This is a genomic window from Mesobacillus jeotgali (assembly GCF_014856545.2).
In the GTDB taxonomy this organism is placed as follows: domain Bacteria; phylum Bacillota; class Bacilli; order Bacillales; family Cytobacillaceae; genus Mesobacillus.
Map to the genome: position 1 here is coordinate 1036623 of NZ_CP109811.1, position 21114 is coordinate 1057736.

The 21114-nt window shown below is 44.5% G+C and carries 18 protein-coding genes; 13 read left to right on the top strand and 5 right to left on the bottom strand.

Going from position 1 to position 21114, the window contains the following annotated elements; all coding sequences use genetic code 11:
• The first annotated feature begins 16 nt into the window (after window positions 1–16).
• Together FOF60_RS05145 and FOF60_RS05150 are read left to right on the top strand one after the other, a co-directional pair.
• A complete protein-coding gene (locus tag FOF60_RS05145) occupies window positions 17–1021 on the top strand; it encodes an ABC transporter permease (protein ID WP_192469462.1) in 1005 nt (334 codons plus the stop codon).
• A 17-nt stretch (window positions 1022–1038) separates the two neighbouring features.
• Window positions 1039–1938, top strand: a complete 900-nt coding sequence (locus FOF60_RS05150; RefSeq protein ID WP_192469461.1) for an ABC transporter permease — start codon at window positions 1039–1041, stop codon at window positions 1936–1938.
• Between the two features lie 46 nt (window positions 1939–1984).
• On the opposite strand, the gene FOF60_RS05155 is transcribed toward FOF60_RS05150, so the two are convergent.
• From FOF60_RS05155 to FOF60_RS05170, 4 genes are all read right to left on the bottom strand, one after another.
• Window positions 1985–3067, bottom strand: coding sequence for an FUSC family protein (locus FOF60_RS05155; RefSeq protein WP_192469460.1), 1083 nt, complete (start codon window positions 3065–3067; stop codon window positions 1985–1987).
• 585 nt (window positions 3068–3652) lie between these two features.
• Entirely contained in the window at window positions 3653–8122 is a 4470-nt protein-coding gene (locus FOF60_RS05160; protein WP_192469459.1) for a glutamate synthase-related protein, read from the bottom strand.
• Between the two features lie 340 nt (window positions 8123–8462).
• On the bottom strand, window positions 8463–9758 hold the full coding sequence (locus FOF60_RS05165) for a glutamate-1-semialdehyde 2,1-aminomutase (RefSeq protein WP_192469458.1): 1296 nt from the start codon (window positions 9756–9758) through the stop codon (window positions 8463–8465).
• Window positions 9759–9872: 114 nt separating this feature from the next.
• Window positions 9873–10613, bottom strand: a complete 741-nt coding sequence (locus FOF60_RS05170) for a YqjF family protein (protein WP_192469457.1) — start codon at window positions 10611–10613, stop codon at window positions 9873–9875.
• Between the two features lie 121 nt (window positions 10614–10734).
• Between FOF60_RS05170 and FOF60_RS05175 the strand changes: the two genes are divergently transcribed.
• The 10 genes from FOF60_RS05175 to perR all read left to right on the top strand — a co-directional run bounded on the left by FOF60_RS05175 (window position 10735) and on the right by perR (window position 19641).
• Window positions 10735–11748, top strand: coding sequence for an ABC transporter ATP-binding protein (locus tag FOF60_RS05175; RefSeq protein ID WP_192469456.1), 1014 nt, complete (start codon window positions 10735–10737; stop codon window positions 11746–11748).
• Complete coding sequence (locus FOF60_RS05180) at window positions 11741–12532, top strand: ABC transporter permease (RefSeq protein ID WP_192469455.1); 792 nt, start codon at window positions 11741–11743, stop codon at window positions 12530–12532. Before FOF60_RS05175 ends, FOF60_RS05180 begins: the two co-directional genes overlap by 8 nt.
• 3 nt (window positions 12533–12535) lie before the next feature.
• Window positions 12536–13321 carry an ABC transporter permease gene (locus FOF60_RS05185; RefSeq protein WP_192469454.1) on the top strand — a complete coding sequence of 262 codons (786 nt, stop codon included), beginning with the start codon at window positions 12536–12538 and terminating at the stop codon, window positions 13319–13321.
• A 229-nt stretch (window positions 13322–13550) separates the two neighbouring features.
• Entirely contained in the window at window positions 13551–13958 is a 408-nt protein-coding gene (locus FOF60_RS05190; RefSeq protein WP_192469453.1) for a potassium channel family protein, read from the top strand.
• 77 nt (window positions 13959–14035) lie between these two features.
• Complete coding sequence (gene bcp / locus FOF60_RS05195; protein WP_192469452.1) at window positions 14036–14503, top strand: thioredoxin-dependent thiol peroxidase; 468 nt, start codon at window positions 14036–14038, stop codon at window positions 14501–14503.
• Window positions 14504–14631: 128 nt separating this feature from the next.
• Window positions 14632–15498, top strand: a complete 867-nt coding sequence (locus FOF60_RS05200; protein WP_192469451.1) for a TetR/AcrR family transcriptional regulator — start codon at window positions 14632–14634, stop codon at window positions 15496–15498.
• A 649-nt stretch (window positions 15499–16147) separates the two neighbouring features.
• Entirely contained in the window at window positions 16148–17410 is a 1263-nt protein-coding gene (gene ltrA, locus FOF60_RS05205; RefSeq protein WP_192473833.1) for a group II intron reverse transcriptase/maturase, read from the top strand.
• A 166-nt stretch (window positions 17411–17576) separates the two neighbouring features.
• Window positions 17577–18521 carry a D-2-hydroxyacid dehydrogenase gene (locus tag FOF60_RS05210; RefSeq protein WP_192473811.1) on the top strand — a complete coding sequence of 315 codons (945 nt, stop codon included), beginning with the start codon at window positions 17577–17579 and terminating at the stop codon, window positions 18519–18521.
• A gap of 3 nt (window positions 18522–18524) precedes the next feature.
• Window positions 18525–19076: a cob(I)yrinic acid a,c-diamide adenosyltransferase gene (locus FOF60_RS05215; protein ID WP_192473812.1), complete on the top strand. Its 552-nt coding sequence runs from the start codon at window positions 18525–18527 to the stop codon at window positions 19074–19076.
• A gap of 121 nt (window positions 19077–19197) precedes the next feature.
• Window positions 19198–19641 (top strand): peroxide-responsive transcriptional repressor PerR, encoded by a 444-nt coding sequence (gene perR, locus FOF60_RS05220; RefSeq protein ID WP_225650525.1) that lies wholly within the window; start codon window positions 19198–19200, stop codon window positions 19639–19641.
• 81 nt (window positions 19642–19722) lie between these two features.
• Here perR and FOF60_RS05225 read toward each other — a convergent pair whose 3' ends face one another.
• Window positions 19723–20073 (bottom strand): YgzB family protein, encoded by a 351-nt coding sequence (locus tag FOF60_RS05225; RefSeq protein ID WP_192473814.1) that lies wholly within the window; start codon window positions 20071–20073, stop codon window positions 19723–19725.
• Between the two features lie 158 nt (window positions 20074–20231).
• On the opposite strand from FOF60_RS05225, the gene FOF60_RS05230 reads away from it, so the two are divergent.
• Complete coding sequence (locus FOF60_RS05230; protein WP_192473815.1) at window positions 20232–21107, top strand: nucleotidyltransferase-like protein; 876 nt, start codon at window positions 20232–20234, stop codon at window positions 21105–21107.
• The last annotated feature ends 7 nt before the right edge of the window (window positions 21108–21114 follow it).

Below are 21114 nucleotides of genomic sequence, written 5' to 3' on the forward strand. Positions count from 1 at the left end.
GAAAAGAGGTGGGAAGGTGTTTGCTTATTCTGTCAGAAGAATATTTTCACTAATTCCTGTTTTGTTAGGACTATCACTTATTGTATTTTTTATGATCCGAGCAATCCCTGGCGATCCCGCCCAAGTCATACTCGGGCAACTGGCGACTAAAGAAGCGATTGCGGATTTGACTAGAGAGCTTGGACTCGACCAGCCGTGGTACGTACAATATTTTAATTATCTTGGCGGACTATTGACCGGAGATTTAGGACAATCATTAAGAACGAAGTCGGAAATCAGTACTGAAATCTGGCCGTATCTTGCAGCCACGATGGAATTATCTTTTGTAGCGATGTTAATTGCCATTGTTATTGGTGTAAATGCGGGAATCGTCAGTGCTTGGTTCCAGAATTCTTGGTTCGATTATGGAGCGATGATACTCGCTCTTATCGGCGTATCTATGCCAATTTTCTGGCTTGGTTTGATGGAACAGTGGTTGTTCGCCATCAATCTGGATATACTGCCGACCTCCGGGCGCGAAGAAGTGAGGAACCCAGTCGATACCATTACGAATTTTTACCTTATTGATACATTGATCCAGGGAAGGACAGACCAGTTTGTCGAAGTCTTGAAGCACCTTGTGCTGCCGGCAATGGCACTGGCAACAATTCCGATGGCTATCATCGCAAGGATCACTCGTTCTACAATGCTTGAGGTCATGAGGTCAGATTTTATCAGGACTGCAAGGGCGAAGGGTTTAAGCATGTTCTGGGTTGTTTACAAACACTCCCTCAAAAATGCGATCATTCCTGTATTGACTATCATTGGCTTGCAGACAGGCCTTCTGCTTGGAGGGGCGATTCTGACAGAAACCATCTTTAGCTGGCCGGGAATTGGACGTTATATTTACGAGGCGATCAATTACCGTGATTATCCGGTAATCCAATCTGGAATCCTGATTATTGCTTTGATTTTTGTAATGATCAACCTAGTAGTTGACCTATTGTACGCAGCAATTGATCCGCGGATCAAATACCGTTGATGGAAGGGGAGAGACAGATGGAGATATCAACTCAAAAACAAATGCAGCCGCCAACCGTGCAGGTAGAGGAAAAAGTGGCGTCTCCCTGGGCAGAAGCATGGTATAGCTTCAAAAAAAATAAATTAGCTTTAGTAGGGACAGTAATCGTTTTGTTTTTTATTTTACTAGCGATCTTTGCTCCTTTAATAGCACCAGAAGGAATTAACGAGCAAAAAATGGAGGTCCGTCTCCAGGCGCCTTCGGCAGACCACTGGTTCGGGACGGATGACTTTGGACGCGATATTCTTTCCAGAGTCATTTATGGTGCGCGAATTTCTTTATGGGTAGGAACCTTCGCGGTAATGGGATCAATCATCGTGGGTTGCCTGCTCGGAATCCTTGCCGGTTATTATGGCAGATGGGTCGATACGATTATCTCAAGAATCTTTGATATTATGCTGGCATTCCCTAGTATCTTGTTGGCAATTGCGATTGTAGCGGTCCTCGGGCCATTGCTGCGGAATGCGCTGATTGCGATTGCGATCATTAATATACCAAACTTCGGAAGGCTGATCCGTTCAAGGGTACTCAGTGTTAAAGAAGAGGAATATATTATGGCCGCCAAGGCGATTGGGATGAAGGATAGAAGAATTCTGTTCCAGCATATACTTCCGAACAGTATGGCGCCAATCATCGTCCAGGGCACGCTGGCGATTGCTACGGCAATCATTGAGGCAGCTGCGCTGGGATTCCTCGGATTGGGTGCGGACGCGCCAAATCCAGAATGGGGGAAGATGCTGGCAGATGCGAAAGACTATATGATCCAGGCTCCATGGACCATGATTTTCCCTGGTCTGGCAATCATGTTAACCGTACTCGGATTCAACCTGATGGGCGATGGTCTCAGGGATGCATTGGATCCTAGAATGAAGAGTTAGTGCCATTATATGCAACAGGAAAAAGCAGCTGATAAACCAGCTGCTTTTAAATTTCTGTATTTTGATCCATCGTTACATTGCTATCTTCTTTATGGTAGGACTGGAAGCTGGTGACGAGCGTATCCAGATGCTCAACCTGTTCGCCGTATTCCATGATGATCGACACGAGCTGCATGACATGATAAAGCATCTGGCTGTTACTTTGGGCCAGTTCACTTCGCTGAGCTAAAAATAATTCAAAAAGCTGCTCCTTGTTCAGGCATACGTCACCCTCAATATAGGAAGCTTCAGGTCTTACTTTGCCGACATACTTAAGCATCACCTGCTCATGGTGGTTGATCAGGCAATCCAGCTGATGCTGGATGACTTCCTGGAATTCAACTGGTAGCTGGTTGAATTCATTTTCATAGCGGTGAAGCCTTTTTAGCGTTTCAAGCGATTTTTTAACAGTGGTGATCATCTGTCTGTAAATAACAAGCTTGCGTGATTTAGCAAGAGGGTTATTTTTAAAATAATCACGTTCTTCCTTATACATCATATACAGCTGATCCAGCTTGATGATTCCCTCTCGGAGCTTTTCAATATCTGCCTTCAAAAGCTGATGCTCAGAGGCGTGACGAGTGCTCAGCCTGATCCATTTCGTAATTTCCTCTGATAAAATAGAACTCTTGTAATACAGCTTATTTTCATACTTTGGCGGCAGGAACACGAGGTTCACAATGAATGCCGATACAACCCCAAGCATAATGGTCGAGAACCGGATCAATGCGAACTGGATGAAATCATCACCGGGTGTCTCCATAATCGCTATCAATGTAACAAGGGAAAGCGAGATTGTATTTTCCAGTCTCAGCTTAAGGTTTAAAGTGATCACGAGTACCGCGGCAAGGCCGATAATGAAAATACTGTTGCCAAATGCCATTACGAATAACACGGCGGTAGCGGCCCCGATCAGATTGCCCTGGATATGTTCAATAATCGATTGATAAGAGCGGTATACAGTTGGCTGCAGGGCAAAAATTGCTGCAATTCCGGCAAACACCGGAGATGGAAGATCGAAAATATGCGATAAAAATAATGCAAGTGTGATGGCAATTCCCGTTTTCAGTATGCGGGCACCAAGTTTCATGGGAAGTGGATTCCTTTCATTCAGAGACAAAAAAATCTCATTCATTAATTTATACTTTAAACCATTTTGTTCAAAACTAAACAATTATGTACTATACAATGGATTACCAAGAAGTTCAAGCGACAATTTTACGAAAAATAAGCCTGTTTTTAATGTAAGTGGTTACAAGTCTATCAGAGTGAGGTCCACTTATCCCGTAATTATTGAAGGATATTCTTGAACAAGGGAATATATTCGTTTATGTGCGCTTTTTCAAGAGTAGCCTTCTATTATTCTAAAAAGAAGGCTCTGTTAAATTCGGCTGTTGATTTTTGCTCCAGTCGCTTCGCTTTCCGCGGGCAGTCCGGTAGCCTCCTCGGCGCTTTCAGCGCCTGCGGGGTCTCCCGAGACTCACTAATCCCGCAGGACATTGATTGTGCTTCCTCGACCCGCCCACGCACGATGGAAATGCGTTAGCATTTTCGGAGGAGTCTACGCGACTTCCACTACAATCAACAGGGCTTTAAAACATCATTGGGCTTTAACAGAGCCAAAAAGTAAAATAAATGGCCCCGTTTTAGTAACGGGGCCACTATCATTTTCCCATCATTCAGTTGATACTGCTGGGTCTGCCTGCTCTTTGACAGGAACGACCTGGATGAAGTGATCTTCTGGATGTTCCAGCAGAAGGGCGAGATCAGCAGCTTCGTTATCCTGGCCATGGTTTTTAACCATTTCGATGTAGTTCGCCAGTAATTCTTTTACATCACTGATGCCTTTTGCTGAGAGGGTCTCGATGGAAACCTTCGCGCCTTTGGCGATTCGGCGGCTGATGGCTTCTTTTGTCAAGCCCATCTCCGGCTGGTGTCTCAGATAAACGACACCGCCTGTCATGCCTGCGCAAATCCATGGTCCCGGATCGCCGAGAACAAGTCCGCGGCCGTTGGTCATATATTCAAAAGCAAAACCTTTGATATTGGCGTTTGTTCCAAGATTCCCGAATTCTTTTTCAGGAATAGGCTTTTTCACCTGACCGCCGATGATCATATCGGCTCCTGATAAACGGATTCCGGCACGAGCATCTGCATTGCCCTGTGCTACGAGCAAACCTTTTTGTGCCCCGTATCCAAATCCCTTACCGACGGAACCGTTGTAGAAACCTCCGTCCTTGCCAGGAGATTTTGCAATTAAAATTGCGCCTCCGAATGATGTCTTGCCGACTCCGTCCTGGCCGCCGCCATCAATTTCTATGCTGATGCCGTCTGTGTTATAAGCGCCAAGTCCGTTTCCAAGGATGGATCCTTTATAACGGAGCGTGACTGGCTGAAGCTTTCTGTAGGATCCATCCAGACGTCCGCGGACCCTGTGGCAGGAAACCCTGCTTGCGAGCACTCGCTGCTCGGCAGTAACAGCCTGGAATTCACGTGACTGATGAAGCTCCTCATCGACAGCATCCAGGTATTCAGCGCCTGCTGCAACCTGAAGCTGTGCAGAAGCAAGGGAAGCGGCAGCTTCTTTTTGATGCGTGATTTGGCCAATTTCAAGCGGCTTCAGTAAATATGTTAAATCAAGCAGATCTTGACCTTTAATTTGTTCAAGCAAGTCTGAACGGCCGACTGCTTCCTGCAAATTCTTGATTCCTGCAGATGCAGCTAGAGCCTTAAGCTCATTTCCAAAAGCAGTGAACAAGTTCATGATGCCCTGGACGGCAAGGTCGAACTGGCGCGGTACAAATCGGCGCAGTCCATGTTCCTTCGCCTGTGCCTCGGAATCGATCTGTGTCGCGATTCCTACATGGCAAGTATCAAGATGGCAGCCGCGGCAAGTTGTACAGCCGATAGCAAGCATTGACAGCGTACCGAAGCCGACGCGGTTTGCACCTAAAAGCATATATTTAATGACATCCTGAGCACTCTTCACACCGCCGTCAGCCCAAAGCTCGACATTGTCTCGCAATCCGGCTTCAAGCAGGGCGTTATGTGCGGCTTTGATGCCGATTTCTGCCGGCAGTCCAACATATTGAAGGGCGTGAATACGGGCAGCACCAGTACCGCCATCGAAGCCGCTCAATGTGATGATATCCGCACCAGCTTTTGCAATACCGACTGCAATCGTACCGATATTCGGAACGACAGGAACCTTAACGGCAACACGCGCTTGGTCATTGGCCGTCTTCAATTCATGAATCATCTGTGCAAGGTCTTCGATTGAATAGATATCATGGTTGTTTGAAGGTGATATCAAATCGGAGCCAATCGTGGCATTCCTTGCTTCCGCGATTTTAGCCGTTACCTTCGAACCAGGTAGGTGTCCACCTTCACCAGGCTTTGCGCCCTGGCCAATCTTGATTTCCAGAAGGTTGGAGGAGTTCAGCAATTCAGCATTCACGCCGAAACGTCCTGAAGCAACCTGCTGGCCGCGAGTGCGTGGGTATTTGCCAAGCATATCCTTTATTTCGCCGCCCTCGCCGTTCATGCTGACCATGTTAAGACGGTCAGCACCTTCAGCATAAGCGCGGAAAGCAATTTCATTTTGTGAACCGAATGACATCGATGCGATGACGAACGGCAGGCTGTGATCGCCAACACCAATTTCAACTTCCTCCGGTGAAACTCCTGTCTCAGCCTTCTTCAATCCAGTCAAATGCCGGATGGTTGTAGGGTTGCTGTCTTCCTGTTCGGAAATTTTCTCGCGGTAAACGCTGTAATCTCCTGTAGAAGCAACCTCGCCAATCGCCTTCCAGATACGAGGGAAGAGGTGGAACGTTTTGCCGATCCGTTCTTTTTCGTTCTGGAAATCTTCTGCTCTTTTTAATGCATCTTCTTTCATTGCATCGAAATTGTATGCAAGTTCATTGGAACCAAAGAAGTTCACGATCACCAAATAATCTGCTACTTCATCATTCAGGCCGATCGCCGAGAACAAACGTCCATATCCACGCAATTCATGAATACCAATAGTAGAAATTACTTTTTCAAGACCCTTTGTCAAGGCACTGTATAGGTTAACGAGCGGCTTGACGGACTCATCAAGCACGGTCATGAACATATAATACGGGCTGACTGCGTCGGCACCAAGGCCAAGGGCAACAATGATATCATGCAGTGATCTTAATGAAGCAGAACGCAGCAGGAGTGAGCAGTCGCGGCGCAAACCTTCTTTTACAAGAGCCTGATCAATCGCCGAAACGACAAGGTGCGGATCTAGCCACAGTGCATTTTCCTGGTGGGACATTGCGTCGTCAAGCACAAGCAATGTTTTGCCATCCTTAACAGCAGCAATTGCCTCAGCAGCAAGCCTTTCAAGAGCTTCTTTAACGGTTTCATCATTGTGGAAGACCGTTTCCAGATACGCCGCCAGTTTATCATCCTGGTAACACTGGATGACCTGATCCATGCTTGGCTGGCCAGTTTCCAATGAAACCTCGTAGCCTGCCTTTCCTTCTACAAGAAGAGGTGTGATCAATTCTACGACTTTACCTGTCTCGGATTTGCCGAAAAGGGAAGGGCGCTTGCCGAGTACAGTCCGTGTTGAGAAATGTTCAGCTTCACGATCGCGGTCAATAGCGGGATTCGTTACGACAGCAACACTTTCTTTAATGAAGTCTGCGATATTCTTTCGTTCTGGATTCATCGCAGCAAGCGGTGCGTCGTGTCCGAGCGAGCGGATTGGCTCAGCGCCTTTTTCAGCCATCTGTTCGACAAGCTGAACATGGTCACGCTCCCAGCCAAATGCTTTATATTGTCCGTTATGGATTTTATCCGGATATGTCATTGTAACCGTCTTGCCAAGCTGCGGGCCCCCTAGGCGATGGCGGGCTTCCTGGAAAGCGAGGCGCTCTGAAAAACGCTTGAATACTTCACCCTGGAATTGTTCCATTTCAAATACTTCAATTGTGTCACCGTTCCATTTCAGGCCGACCTTCTCGCCTGGTGCGAGAGGTTTTGGGTCACCTGTGTAATCGGTTGACGGGATGATTCCCGGCTCTGATGAAAATAGGTAAGAGCTTTCTGTGTCTACCATCCAAAGCGGGCGCAGGCCTAGTGCGTCTACACTGAATACTGCTTCATCACCAAAGCGTGAAATGATGCCAGCAGGTCCCTGGGCGAAATGGCCCCATGCTTCGCGTATATAAGTATATAAATCTTGCAAATGTTCCGGATAAGCTTTGATTTCATTGAGGATTGGAGGGAACATCATGTCCATTGCCTCAAATAAAGAATAACCATCGCGACAAATAAACGTTTCGATTGTACGGCTGAGATCCTGTGAGTCACTTCCGTCTTTTACAAGCGGCACATTGACCATGCGCGCTTCATCGCGCAGCCTTGCGATTGTATTGATTTCACCGTTATGCCCAAGGACGCTGAACGGCTGGACACGGAAAAAGCTTGATAGAGTATTAGTTGAATAGCGATTGTGTCCAAGTGTCATGGTAGATGCCACAAGCGGGCTGGCCAGGTCATGATAGTATTTAGGCAGAATATCTCCTGCGCCCATTACCTTATAAACAGCATGATATTGGCTAAGGGAGGCCACATGAACCTGATCGTTTTTCTCGAAATCTACGATCATATCAAACAATTTGCCGGAAAGCTCCTGACCTGTTTGGTCTGCAAGGCAAGCGAACTGCCAGAATACAGGGTTTTCCTGAATCGCAATCGGACCGAGTGCCCCTGAATCAGTGACCTCGACTGATGAAAAAATCAGCTCCATATTCTGTTCTGCTAGCTTTGCCACCAGCTCATCCTGGATTGACTGCGCCTGCTCCGTCCTTGTGATAAAAACATGTCCGACCACAAAGTTCTCTTTGTCGACTGCACTAACATCAGCTCCGGCTGCAGCGAGCTTTTCCTTCCAGAGTGCGCGTGGGATGTCAATGTGCACGCCAACGCCATCACCCTCGCCATTAATAAAACCAGCTCGGTGGTTCATCGTGACCAGGCCGTTGATACAGTGGAAAATATTTTCGCGCGTAGGGATTTTCTTCTTTTCAATGCTGGCAACTATTCCGCATGCATCGTGTTCAAATCGTGAAAAGTCCTTAAATTGGGAAGGGTTCCATTGTGTTGTCATAAAAGTCGGCTTATAAAGGGTTCTTCTAAGCCGTTTCACCTCCTGAAAAAATAATCTATGATCTGTTGTTTGATAGCTTGGTACATGAGGGTATAACCTTAGACGGGAATTTAAAGCAGGGATTTTAAGCGGCCACTTGAATGGCAATTTTAAAATATTAATAGCAATCATATCATAAGAATTTTCAGAAATCAATTAATTATACATTAATTTGGATGAAGGATTATTACAAAAGGGGAGAGGAGAATAAAATGCACCTTGAAATGTAAACGGTTTCATTTCGGGTGGTAAAAATAACAGGCACCAAGTCGGTGCCTGTTATGTATAAAAAACTGTATATTTATTCATTAGCCATTGAATAAAATGACTGATCAACAGCATGAAGGGTTGCCTCGATGTCTTCCTGGGAGTGGGCGATGGTCACGAACCATGCTTCATATTTGGAAGGAGCGAGGTTAATTCCCTGCTCAAGCATCAGGTTGAAGAAGCGTGCGAACATTTCTCCATCCGTATTCTCGGCCTGCTCATAATTCTCTATTTTTTCTTCTGTGAAATAGATGGTCAATGCACCCTTCAGGCGATTGATTGTAATAGGAATCCCATGCTTCTTTGCAGAAGAAGTGATTCCTTCCTCGAGCATTGCCCCGAGCTGGTCGAGATACTCATAGACACCATCCTGTTTAAGCACCTCTAGGCAAGCGATGCCCGAAAGAATGGAAGCTGGGTTTCCAGCCATCGTGCCAGCCTGATAAGCAGGACCAAGCGGTGCCACCTTTTCCATGATTTCCGCACGTCCGCCGTAAGCGCCGATCGGCAGGCCGCCGCCAATGATTTTGCCCATTGCTGTCAAGTCTGGGGTAATACCCAGCAAGTCCTGTGCTCCTCCATACATGAAACGGAATGCCGTGATGACCTCATCGAAAATGATCAGCGAGCCAGCTTGATGCGTAAGCTCCTTCACTTCTTCTAAAAAGCCAGGTTTAGGCTCGACAATTCCGAAGTTGCCGACAATCGGCTCCACAAGTACCGCTGCGATCTGGTCGCCCCATTTTTCAAGTGCTTTCTTGAAGGGTTCAATATCATTGAATGGTACGGTAATGACTTCCTGGGCGATGCTCTTTGGTACACCCGCCGAGTCTGGAGTTCCAAGGGTGGAAGGTCCTGATCCTGCAGCAACCAGCACCAGGTCAGAGTGTCCATGGTAACAGCCTGCAAATTTGATGATTTTATCCCTGCCTGTATATGCTCTAGCCACACGGATCGTTGTCATAACCGCCTCTGTACCGGAGTTAACAAAGCGCACTTTATCAAGTGCTGGCATTGCTTCCTTAAGCATTTTGGCGAATTTGACTTCATGCGGGGTCGGTGTTCCGTATAGGACACCTGTTTCTGCGGCCCTTTTGATCGCTTCAGTAATATGCGGGTGAGCATGTCCGGTAATGATCGGGCCATATGCCGCTAGATAATCGATATATTGATTGCCATCCACATCCCAGAAGTATGCTCCCTGGGCACGCTCCATCACGATAGGGGCACCGCCGCCAACCGCCTTGTACGAACGGGATGGGCTATTGACACCGCCTACGATATGTTCAAGAGCTTCACTATGTATCCGCTCAGAATTCGTTCTTTGCATCGTAAAACCTCCTACTATATAACTGCTTTTCTATTTTATCATTATTTCTGTTTTTTACAGATTGTTTCACTTTTCGTTCATTTTCAGCGAAAAAAGAAGCCGGAAGGCCTTGAACTATTTTTCGAGCTTAGGAGGCCAGAAAAAGGCCTTTTTGTATTTTGAGTAATGCAGAAGGGGCTGTTTTGTTAAAAACTCTTGTTGTACAAAAGGTATGAGCATTTCCTGTGAGATTTCAGCCTGGGCCCTTTGGAGTTCCCATTTTGTGTGGTGTATGTCTCCGCGGATGAGCTTATTGCCGAGTTTTGTCCAAAAACAATATCTTTCTGTAAGCCACTGTTCCAATGTCCCTGGTTTTGCGAAAAATACCTGAGTTTCTGGTATATATCGCAGTTCCACTTTTGCGTTTCCGCCTGAGGCCTGTACACGTCTGGAACTCATCTCAAAATGATTCTTTTCCTGAAAGCGGATGTTTGATTGTTTATAGTTTAGGCCGAAAACTGCCTTTGCTCCCAGAACTGCAAGCAAGTGGTTGGCATCCAGCGAAAAGAAATAGACACCAGTCTTCGGACCGTATTTTACATATGTCCTTACATTCACTTCGAGATAGGAGCTGAAAAAAGGAATGGCAGGCGTAAACCTTCCCCGTGTGTTCTTGACCTGGAAAGGGACAATTCCGATCCAAGCGCTGCTGTCAAAAGTGTCAATCTCAAGCTCTTTAGGAACATGCTCCCTTAATGAAGCGGCAGGCACTGGCCAGTGAACAAATAAAGTGTGATGCCATTCCTGTGTCATGACCCAGTTCATATCAGGCAAAGGATAGGGGCGGTGGCTTTGGACCAGCAATTCCTTTTCCATTTGATACTCCTCCTTTTTGTGGTTAAAATACCCTCTAACAGCCAGGAGTAATCAGGCATAGCATTTGTTTTAGCCAGAAGGATTGGCTAAACTGTTTGAGTGACCAAAGGAGGAAATATTCATGAACGCGATTGAAGTGAACGGGTTGCGGAAGGAATTCAAGGCTTATTCAAGCCGTTCCGGATTATCGGGCGCCTTCCGTGATCTTTTTACACGTAATTATAAAATCGTTCCTGCAGTGAACGATATCAATTTTACTGTCAAACAAGGTGAAATGGTCGGTTACATCGGCGAAAATGGAGCCGGGAAATCGACAACCATCAAAATGTTGACCGGAATCCTGACCCCGACATCAGGGAGTGTCATCGTCAATGGCATGAATCCACACAAGGAAAGGGAAAAATTCGTCCAAACGATTGGCGTTGTTTTTGGCCAGCGTTCTCAGCTCTGGTGGGACATCGCTGTCCAGGAATCGTTCCGTCTGTTGAAAAAGGTCTATAAAGTTTCAGACGCTCAGTATAACGAGCATATGGATCATGTAATCAAGACACTCGATCTGGAGCCGTTGCTGGATAAGCCTGTAAGGAAGCTGTCGCTTGGCCAGAGGATGCGCTGTGAGCTTGCGGCCGCGCTGATCCATAACCCTCCGCTGTTATTCCTTGATGAGCCTACTATCGGGTTGGATGTGCTTGTGAAATTAAAAATCAGAGAGTTTTTGAAGGAGATCAATGAAAAGTACAATACGACGATCCTGCTTACGACCCATGACCTTACCGATATTGAAGCGTTATGCGAGCGGGTCGTCATGCTTGATGAAGGAAACATCATCTATGATGGCGCGCTGAAAAATCTGAAGGAAACGTGGGGCGAAGGGAAGGAAATCAGCTTTGAGTTCCTTGAAAAAGCCGATCTCAGCCGTTTGGAGACTTTGACGGATGACCTTGATATCAAGTGGGAACTAGATGAAAGGAAACAAATTTTCACTGCGGTAACAGGGGACGATGAGGAAACGGTATCGCAGGTAATCGCCCGTACAGTTGCCGCCTATAAGGTAAGGGATGTAAAAATCAATGAACCGTCCACAGAAGAAATCATCCGCAATATCTATGATAAAGGGATGACACAGCATGGATAAATATATCGAGATGATCCGGATCCGATTTTTGATGATGCTGGCGTACAGGACTAATTATTATACAGGGATCTTGATATACAGCATCAATATCGGGGCTTATTATTTTCTTTGGAATGCGATTTACGGCGGGAAAAGTGAAATCGAAGGCTTGAGTGCCGTCCAAATGACGACATATGTGGCGGTTGCCTGGATGGCAAGGGCGTTTTATTTTAACAATATCGACCGGGAAATGGCGACCGAAATCAAGGAAGGCAAGGTTGCCGTCGAGTTAATCAGGCCATATAACTATCTCGGAATGAAAACGATGCAGGGACTAGGGGAAGGGATCTTCAGACTGTTCTTCTTCTCGGTGCCGGGCATGGTCATCGTCGCATTGATTTTTCCTATGGAGTTCTCTGCGGATGCTGCGACTTGGGGTTTGTTTGCGATTTCGATTGTCCTAAGCTTTTTCATCAACACACAATTGAACCTGCTGACTGGAATTACCACTTTCTTTCTATATAATAATACAGGCCTGATCCGAGCCAAGCGTGTACTGATTGACTTGTTTTCAGGATTGCTGCTGCCGATCAGCTTTTTTCCTGGGTGGGCACAGGAAATCATGGGATTTCTTCCGTTTCAGGGAATCAGCTATATCCCAAGCATGATATTCACGAATGGTTTCACAGGGAGCCAGGCTGTTGAAGGGCTGATGCTCCAGGGCGCATGGGTGTTGATATTGGTGATCCCGACCCAGATTCTTTGGGTCATTGCTAAAAAACAACTGATTATACAGGGAGGGTGATGTATGTTTTACATCAGCATGTTTTTTCAGTATGTCGCCCAGTATATGAAGACAAGGCTCGAATACCGGGCGGATTTGATTGTTGAAATCTTCTCGGATTTATTGTTCCAGGCTGTCAACCTGATTTTTATCCTGGTCGTATTCGATCATACCGATTTCCTGAACGGCTGGAGCAGGGATGAAATCATCTTTATTTACGGGTTTTTCCTTGTGCCTTATGCACTGTTCTCGGCTTTTTTCAATATCTGGGATTTCAATGAACGGTATATTGTAAAAGGAGAGCTGGACAGGATTTTGACAAGACCGATTCATAGCTTGTTCCAGATTATCCTCGAAAGGATGGAGCTGGAGTCACTGTTTGGGGCCGTAACCGGACTGGCTGTTATGTTTTATGCCGGAAGCCGGCTTGGTCTTGAGGTGAACTGGTCTGATCCTTTCTTGTTCATTTTATTCGTCCTGGGCGGTGTCCTTGTATACGCCGGCATTTTCGTGATGATTGCCTGCATCAGCTTCTGGGCAGATGCCCGGACATCAATTATGCCGATGATGTACAACATTGGCAACTATGGACGCTATCCGGTAGATATCTACAACAAGGCAATCCGGTTTGTTTTGACATGGATTCTGCCATTCGCTTTCGTCGGCGTCTATCCGGCAGCTTACTTCCTGGGTCGCGATGAGTGGTACGGTTACTCTTTTTTGACACCTGTGGTCGGGCTTGTGTTTTTCAGCCTGTCTGTTTTCATTTGGAATGAAGGCGTGAAAAGATACCGGGGAGCCGGGAACTGAATATAACAGGTAAGGCCGCAGCAAACCGTGCTGCGGTCTTTTTTTGTAGGTGAAGGTTCAGGTTCAGGCAGAAGAAGGTGCAACTTCAGAAAGGTTTGGGCTTGGGAGAGGAAAAGCTGTCAGGGGCATTAACTTTACAGCTTATATCCTGCTGCATGGACCTGCTTGCATACTCTTGATTTCACCAGCGTATAGTTGAAGGGAGAGAAGCAGGAAATGAGGCTTGCGCATGCAATTTTACATTTCGGTTATTTTAATCATATTAGCGATAATTTTAAGTCTGAGAACATTATTTATTCCTCACAAGATAAAAGGGAAACAGGTATCGTTCGAGAATTTCGTCATAATTGCGCTGATTTACGCTACGGTGATGGCGGCATTTGGGCTATTGTATTATTTACTGGACCTGAAGGGGATTTGGGTGCTCTCCGATGTGAGCATGCGCCCGAGCACCTCTTCATATGAAAGGATGTCTACGAGTATGTACTTCAGTGCCATTACGCTATTTTCCGTAGGGTATGGCGATATAGCACCGGTTGGAATAGGGAGGGCAATCGCTGTTTTGGAAGCACTCATAGGCTACACGATTCCAGCCGCCTTTGTGACGAGGGCTATGTTTGACCAAAAACGGTCATGACGCATTCCTTTGATTTGTATTCCAACCCAAAATTAGATAGGCTAAAGATAATAGAATTGATTTTGGAGGGATACATAATGACACTGGCAATAGGTGAAAAAGCACCGGCATTTGAACTGCCGGCCAGCAATGGGGAAACCGTCAAGCTATCTGATTATGCAGGAAAAAATGTGGTCCTTTATTTTTACCCAAAGGATATGACTCCTGGATGCACAACGGAAGCATGTGATTTCAGGGATCACCATGAGAGTTTTGAAGGAGTGGACGCAGTTATTCTTGGAGTAAGTCCCGACCCAATCAATCGCCATGAAAAATTCATCGAGAAACATGGTCTGCCATTCCTGCTATTGGCTGATGAAGATCACAAAACGGCGGAGGATTATGAAGTATGGAAGCTGAAAAAGAACTTTGGCAAGGAATACATGGGAATTGAACGTTCAACCTTCATCATTGATAAGAATGGCAATCTAGTCAAGGAATGGAGAAAAGTAAAAGTGAAAGGCCATGTTGAGGAGGCCCTTGAATATATAAAAGAAAATCTTTAATCAAAAGGACAGCCGGGAGAGAGGCTGTCTTTTTGCTGATTTGGCTAAATTTATAAGCTATAATAGGATATATTAATAAAAACTATGACCAGTCAGTCATCTATTTTTAAAGTTGGGGAGGCTTTAAGTTGAAGGAAAAGGAAAAAGCAATCATCGAAGCAGCAATCAAGCTTTATGCGACTAAAGGATTTGCATCCACTTCGATCCAGGAAATTGTATCGGAAAGCGGAATCTCCAAAGGAGCTTTCTATCTATACTTTAAATCCAAGGATGCTTTATTGATCGCGATCCTTGAATACTACTTTGATTATATACAAACGAAGCTTGAAGCGTATGAGCAAGAGCAGCTGCCTCCAAGAGAAAAGTTTTCATTACAGCTGGCTGCGTTATTCAATACAATGCTTGAGCATAAAGAGTTCATCATCATGCAATCAAGAGAACAGGCAATTCCACTGAATGAAGAGGTAAAGGAATTGATGATCCGCAAGTATTATGAAGCCCAAATGTATTATCAAAGCAGCCTGCGTGCTATCTATGGCCAAAAAGCTGAACCGCATCTTTGGGATTTGGCTCTCATGCTTGAAGGGTTCTTCAACTCATATATGAAGCTGCTGATTTTCAATCCAGAGGGCTTCAAGATTAATGAATTAGTGGAATATATACTGAGGAGAGTCGATTCATTAGTGGATGGCCTTGAAGGAGAGGAACCGGTAGCCTCCGAAGAAAAAGTCCAGGAACTTATAAATAAAACAAAGGCGTTCTTCCTGGCGGATACCCAGGATATTAAAACAATCCTCAAAAAAATGAAACATGCGATTTCCAATCTGGAAGATACCGAAGATTTGAATGTTTCGCTGGAAGTACTTGAAAGTGAAGTGGAAAGGGAATCGCCGCGGATTCCAGTAATCCAGGGGATGTTATCGAACTTCAAGGCAGAACAATCGCTGGACAGCTTCCGAGAGGCAATTGCTGAATTTTATGGTGTGAAGGGCTAAAATTCTGCCGCCTATTTTTATCAATACAGGCTACTGTCCATTCATTTTAGCTCTAACTGAATATCATTGTATTAGGGCATACCTCCTCAAACGATTTAGCGGGCTACAACAGCCCGCCTTTTTTGTGTGCCAGGCATGTTCATTAACTTGGCGGTGAAAGTCCGCTATGGGCGTTGGGATATGCGAACCATTAGCTGAAGGCAAGGGTGTCCGTGGCGACGCGGAATCTGAAGGAAGCCCTAGGCAAATCCTCGGTCTGAGGTACACGAATCACATTTGAGGTTTTCATTCCTGGATGAGTCTGCAAAACAAGATGAAGTCCAAAATATCCCCGGATGGAATGGAAATAAATGTGGCAGATACATGAGGAGAAAGTGAATGAACTTACCCTGGGAGATCTCTTAACCTCCCTGACGGGAACCTATTTAGCGATAAATAGCTGAGTTAAGAGAAGTCAGCAGAAGTCATAGTATCAACCTCTTGGTTGAGAAGGACTGAACGAAAGGAGTGACCATGTTAGAGCCATTTACAAAGAGGCAATGACACAGTAAACCAGAAGGGCTTTGGAGAAGAAGATTGGACGGAATCCAGGAGATCTTCTTTTGAAGCGTGGAGCCACTTTGTACAAACTTGATGACATGGGACCAATATGGAAACTAATGATAGTTTAATTCAAAGAATTATAAGTCCAGAAAACCTAAACCTAGCCTTTCTGAAGGTAAAAAGAAATAAAGGGGCAGCTGGTGTCGATGCGAAAGATATAGAAGCTACCCGCCTTCATCTTAAAGAGCAAGGACAGGAAATCATCAGGCTTATACAGGACGGAAAATATAAGCCCCAGCCGGTAAGAAGAGTCGAAATTCCCAAACCAGATGGCGGGAAGAGAAAGTTAGGAATCCCAACAGTAACAGACCGTGTTTTCCAACAGGCTATGGTTCAAGTCCTAACCCCTATATTTGATAGACAATTTAGCCATTATAGCTATGGTTTTAGACCGAACAAGAGCGCACATCAAGCTATCGAACAGGCTAGGTCATTCATTGACGACGGATATCAATTTGTGGTGGACATTGACCTGGAGAAATTCTTCGATAAAGTGAATCATGATAAACTCATGTCCCTAATTTCCAAGACAATAGAGGACAAACCCACTTTGAAGTTAATCCGACGGTATTTACAAGCAGGAATTATGGAGAATGGATTAGTTACAGTAAATAAAGAAGGGACCCCTCAAGGAGGTCCGCTAAGCCCTCTCCTTAGTAACATCATGCTAAATGAACTGGATAAGGAAATTGAAAAACGTGGACATAAATTTGTCCGTTATGCCGATGACTGCAACATATACGTTAAGAGTCTAAAAGCTGGAGAACGGGTTAAACAGGGTATCACGGATTTTATCGAGAGAAAGTTAAAACTGAAGGTCAACGAGGAGAAAAGTGCAGTGGGAAAGCCATCGGCACGTATATTCTTAGGGATGAGTTTTTACTCTTCGAGCAACAAAACCCGGATATACGTGCCGAAGAAGTCGAAAAAGAGACTCGAGGAAAAGCTTAAAAGGTTAACAAACCGTAACTGGGGAATTGCCATGGAATACCGAATCCTTAAAATCAACCAACTAATCCAGGGATGGGGAAATTACTTCAAAGTAGCTGATATCAAGAGATATGCAGAAAAGATAGACGGTCATATCAGGAGAAGGCTACGTGCTTGTCGCTGGAAAGAATGGAAGAAAACCAGGACTAAATTCCGGAATCTGATTAGATTAGGAATTAAAAGATATAAAGCCTGGCAATATGCAAACTCCCGAAAGGGATACTGGAGAAATTCAAAGAGTCCTGCCTTGGATCAAGCCATGAATAATAAATACTGGCTTCAGCAAGGGTTGAAACAATTAACAAACATTATTACATAAACTTTCGAACCGCCGTATACCGAACGGTACGTACGGTGGTGTGAGAGGTCGGGGGTTAATCACCCCCTCCTACTCGATTATGGTCTCTAAAGGCTTGTAAGTTGTTTAATAGCGTGAAAATTAATACAATTATTAATATGACAATAGAACGAAGGGTTTGGTCTATATGAAAATTTACTCCTCTATTCTGCCTGTTGAGGCTTTGCAGGATGATGTGAAAAAGGAATTTCCGGAAGTCAGCTTTGAATTTCATAAAGGGATAAAAGAAGATTTGTTTTTGGATGCCGAAATCTTTCTTACATACGGCGAGGATTTAACAGAAGAACTTATTTACAAGGCAGACAAATTAAAATGGATCATGGTCATGTCAGCCGGACTGGATAGAATGCCGTTCGAGGCCTGCAAGAAGCGCGGGATTCTCGTTACCAATGTCAGGGGGATTCATAAAATACCGATGGCTGAATTTACAATCGGCATGATGCTGCAGCATGCTAAGCAAATGAGATCCCTTTTGGCAAATGAACAGACCAGGACATGGGAGCGTAAATTGCCAATGGGAGAATTATACGGCAAGACATTGCTCATTCTAGGAATAGGTGCTATTGGCGGAGAAGTGGCAAGACTGGCGAAAGCATTTAATATGAAAACAATTGGTGTGAATCGGAGTGGGCGTGAAGCCGAATGGGCTGACGAAATATTCACGATGGATAACTATCGAGGGGCCTTACCGCAAGCAGATTTCATTGTCTCAGTATTGCCAAGCACGAGCGAAACAAAGCATTTTCTGGATCACATTGATTTTGACATGATGAAGGATACAGCGGTGTTTATCAATATAGGCCGCGGTGATTTGGTTACGGATGAGGTTTTAACTGCAGCGCTTCAGGAAAATAAGATAGCACACGCGTACCTGGATGTATTTTATGAAGAACCACTGAAAGAAAGCCATCCATTCTGGACGATGGATAATGTAACGGTAACGCCGCATATTTCAAGCCTTACGAAAAATTATCTGCCACGATCTTTTGAAATTTTTAAACATAATCTGCATACATATATTAAAAATGGGTCGGATTATCTCAATGTAATTGACATGGACAGGGGGTACTAGGAGATGAAGATTTATACGAAGACTGGGGACAAGGGAACAACGTCCCTTATTTATGGAACAAGGGTATCCAAGAATGATAAAAGAGTGGAAGCTTATGGCACATGTGATGAAACGAATTCAATGATTGGGCTGGCTTTAAGCTATTTAAACGGTGAGTATTTCAGTGGCAAAGAAGACATGCAGGAAATATTCCATAAAATCCAGACAGCATTGTTCCATGTTGGTGCAGAACTTGCCACACCTTCTGGAAAAAATGTGAAGTGGACTCTTGAGGAAAAAGACATCGAAGAACTAGAGGCGAAGATTGATGCCTGGGATGCAGCACTTCCGCAATTGACTAACTTTATTCTCCCTGGAGGACATCAGGCTGGAGCCGCTCTGCATGTAGCAAGGACTGTTGCGAGAAGGGCAGAACGGCAGGCTGTTGAACTGGGCGAAGAGGTTAACCCGCTTGTCCTTTCCTATTTGAATCGACTCTCCGACTTCCTGTTTGTTGCAGCGAGATATGTGAACATGCATCTGGGATCTAAGGAACAAACTTTGCACCAGGATTAATTCAAATGCAGCATTTACGCATGTTTGTGGTGTAGTAATATTGACAAAAGTGGAATGGAATTAGTACACTATTTATAAATATTATAAAATAAGAATTATAATCTAAAGTAAAGTGAGGTGCATGGCGGTGGTACAGAGTCAGTTAAAAGAAGCCTTGGATACCTTGAAGGATACAGGAGTCCGTATTACTCCGCAACGTCATGCGATACTCGAATTTTTAATAAACTCAATGTCGCACCCTACTGCTGATGAGATATATAAAGCGCTCGAAGGAAAATTCCCGAATATGAGCGTAGCGACAGTTTATAACAATTTGAGAGTATTCCGTGAAGTTGGATTGGTAAAGGAACTGACATATGGAGATGCTTCAAGTCGTTTTGATTTTGTGACTTCCCATCATTATCACGTTATTTGTGATAAGTGCGGGAAGATCGTCGACTTTCATTACCCAGGACTTGACGAGGTTGAACACTTGGCTTCCCATGTAACAGGTTTTAAAGTCGGTAACCATAGAATGGAAATTTACGGTACCTGTCCGGATTGCTCTGCGAAGGAAGCTCATTAAACTAACCACTGATGGCAAAAGCTATCAGTTTCTTTTTTGGGTGAAATCCAAATAAAAATAGAACTCGGCTTCAGCCGAGTTCTATTTTTGTTCTTTTCGGTTGTATTGTTCATCAAACTCTTTGCCCTCAAGAGTTGGGTCAAGAGTTAACGGTTCATTGCAATACATGCAAATATCCACACGGCCAAGCATCTTGGTCTGTTTATTGCAGTTAGGACAGACAACCTGAACTGTTTTTGTCGATAACATTCCAATCCAAAAATAAACAACCGTGCTTGCAATAATGAAAAGCAATCCCAGGATCATGAAAATGGTCATGACCAATGGTGAGTTCCGAAAGAAGATCCCTGCGTACATAACGATGAAGCCAATGAAAATCAGGCTCAGCGCAAAGGTGCGGATTTTATTTATTTTACTAGAATATTTAGCCATTGGAATTTCCCTCCCTAAAATCTAACTATATCATACCATTTGCGGCAAGATAATCATAAAAAAGTCTAAGGGAGTGTCGAAAATTGTCTAGAGGAAATGCAGGAGATTTTATATAATTGTCGAACATATATGCTAACAAACAAATGGAGGAGTTTATTATGGAGGATATCCTTCGTTCAATTTATCAAGAACGTGCAAGCCATCCTAATACAGTTGGAGTAGTGGTGGTCGAGAAGAGGCAAAAGGCCTTGGCCGCCACCGATACTTTTGATGTCATCCTGCTTATTATAGTAAAAGAAAATAATGATCCCGTCTTTGTAAAACATTATTCTTATGAAGATAAAAAAGCAGCGATGCACATTGTCACAGAAAAACAAATCAATGATTGGCTTTTAATAGGCAATAACAAAAAAATATTTGATTGGCTGTACAACGGAAAGATCGTCTTTGACCGTAATGAACGGATTGCCAACCTAAAGCACGAGCTCAGAGAGTTCCCTTTCTTTGGCCGGAAAATTAAAATGGGCATCGAGTTTGCAAAATTGATCAGAAGATATTCTGATGGAAGAGTACTCTTTGACAACTTTAATTATTTGGATGCTTATAATCATGTCGTCCATTCGCTGCATCACCTGGCTAGGCTGGCTGTAATCGAAAATGGTTTCCATCCAGAAGTTACTGTCTGGCATCAGGTCAAACAGATTGAACCGGAAATATATAAGTTATATGAAGAGTTGATATGCAGTGAAGAGTCCATTGAAAAGCGGCTGGAGCTATTATTCCTAGCCAGCGAATTTCTAATCCATAAAAGAACAAAGGTTGGCAGCCAGCATTTGCTTGAGGTGATGGAGAGTAAGGATCATTGGTCATTCAATGAATTGATGTCACATCCTGAGTTGGCACCTTACTCTGTAGACCTCAGTATTCTTGTAGAATATTTGATAGAAAAGAAAATTCTTGATGTAGTCAAAGTCGAAACAAAAGGACAAGGCATTTTCCACAGATATTATCAATCTGCAGAAAAACTATCCTAAAAAAATA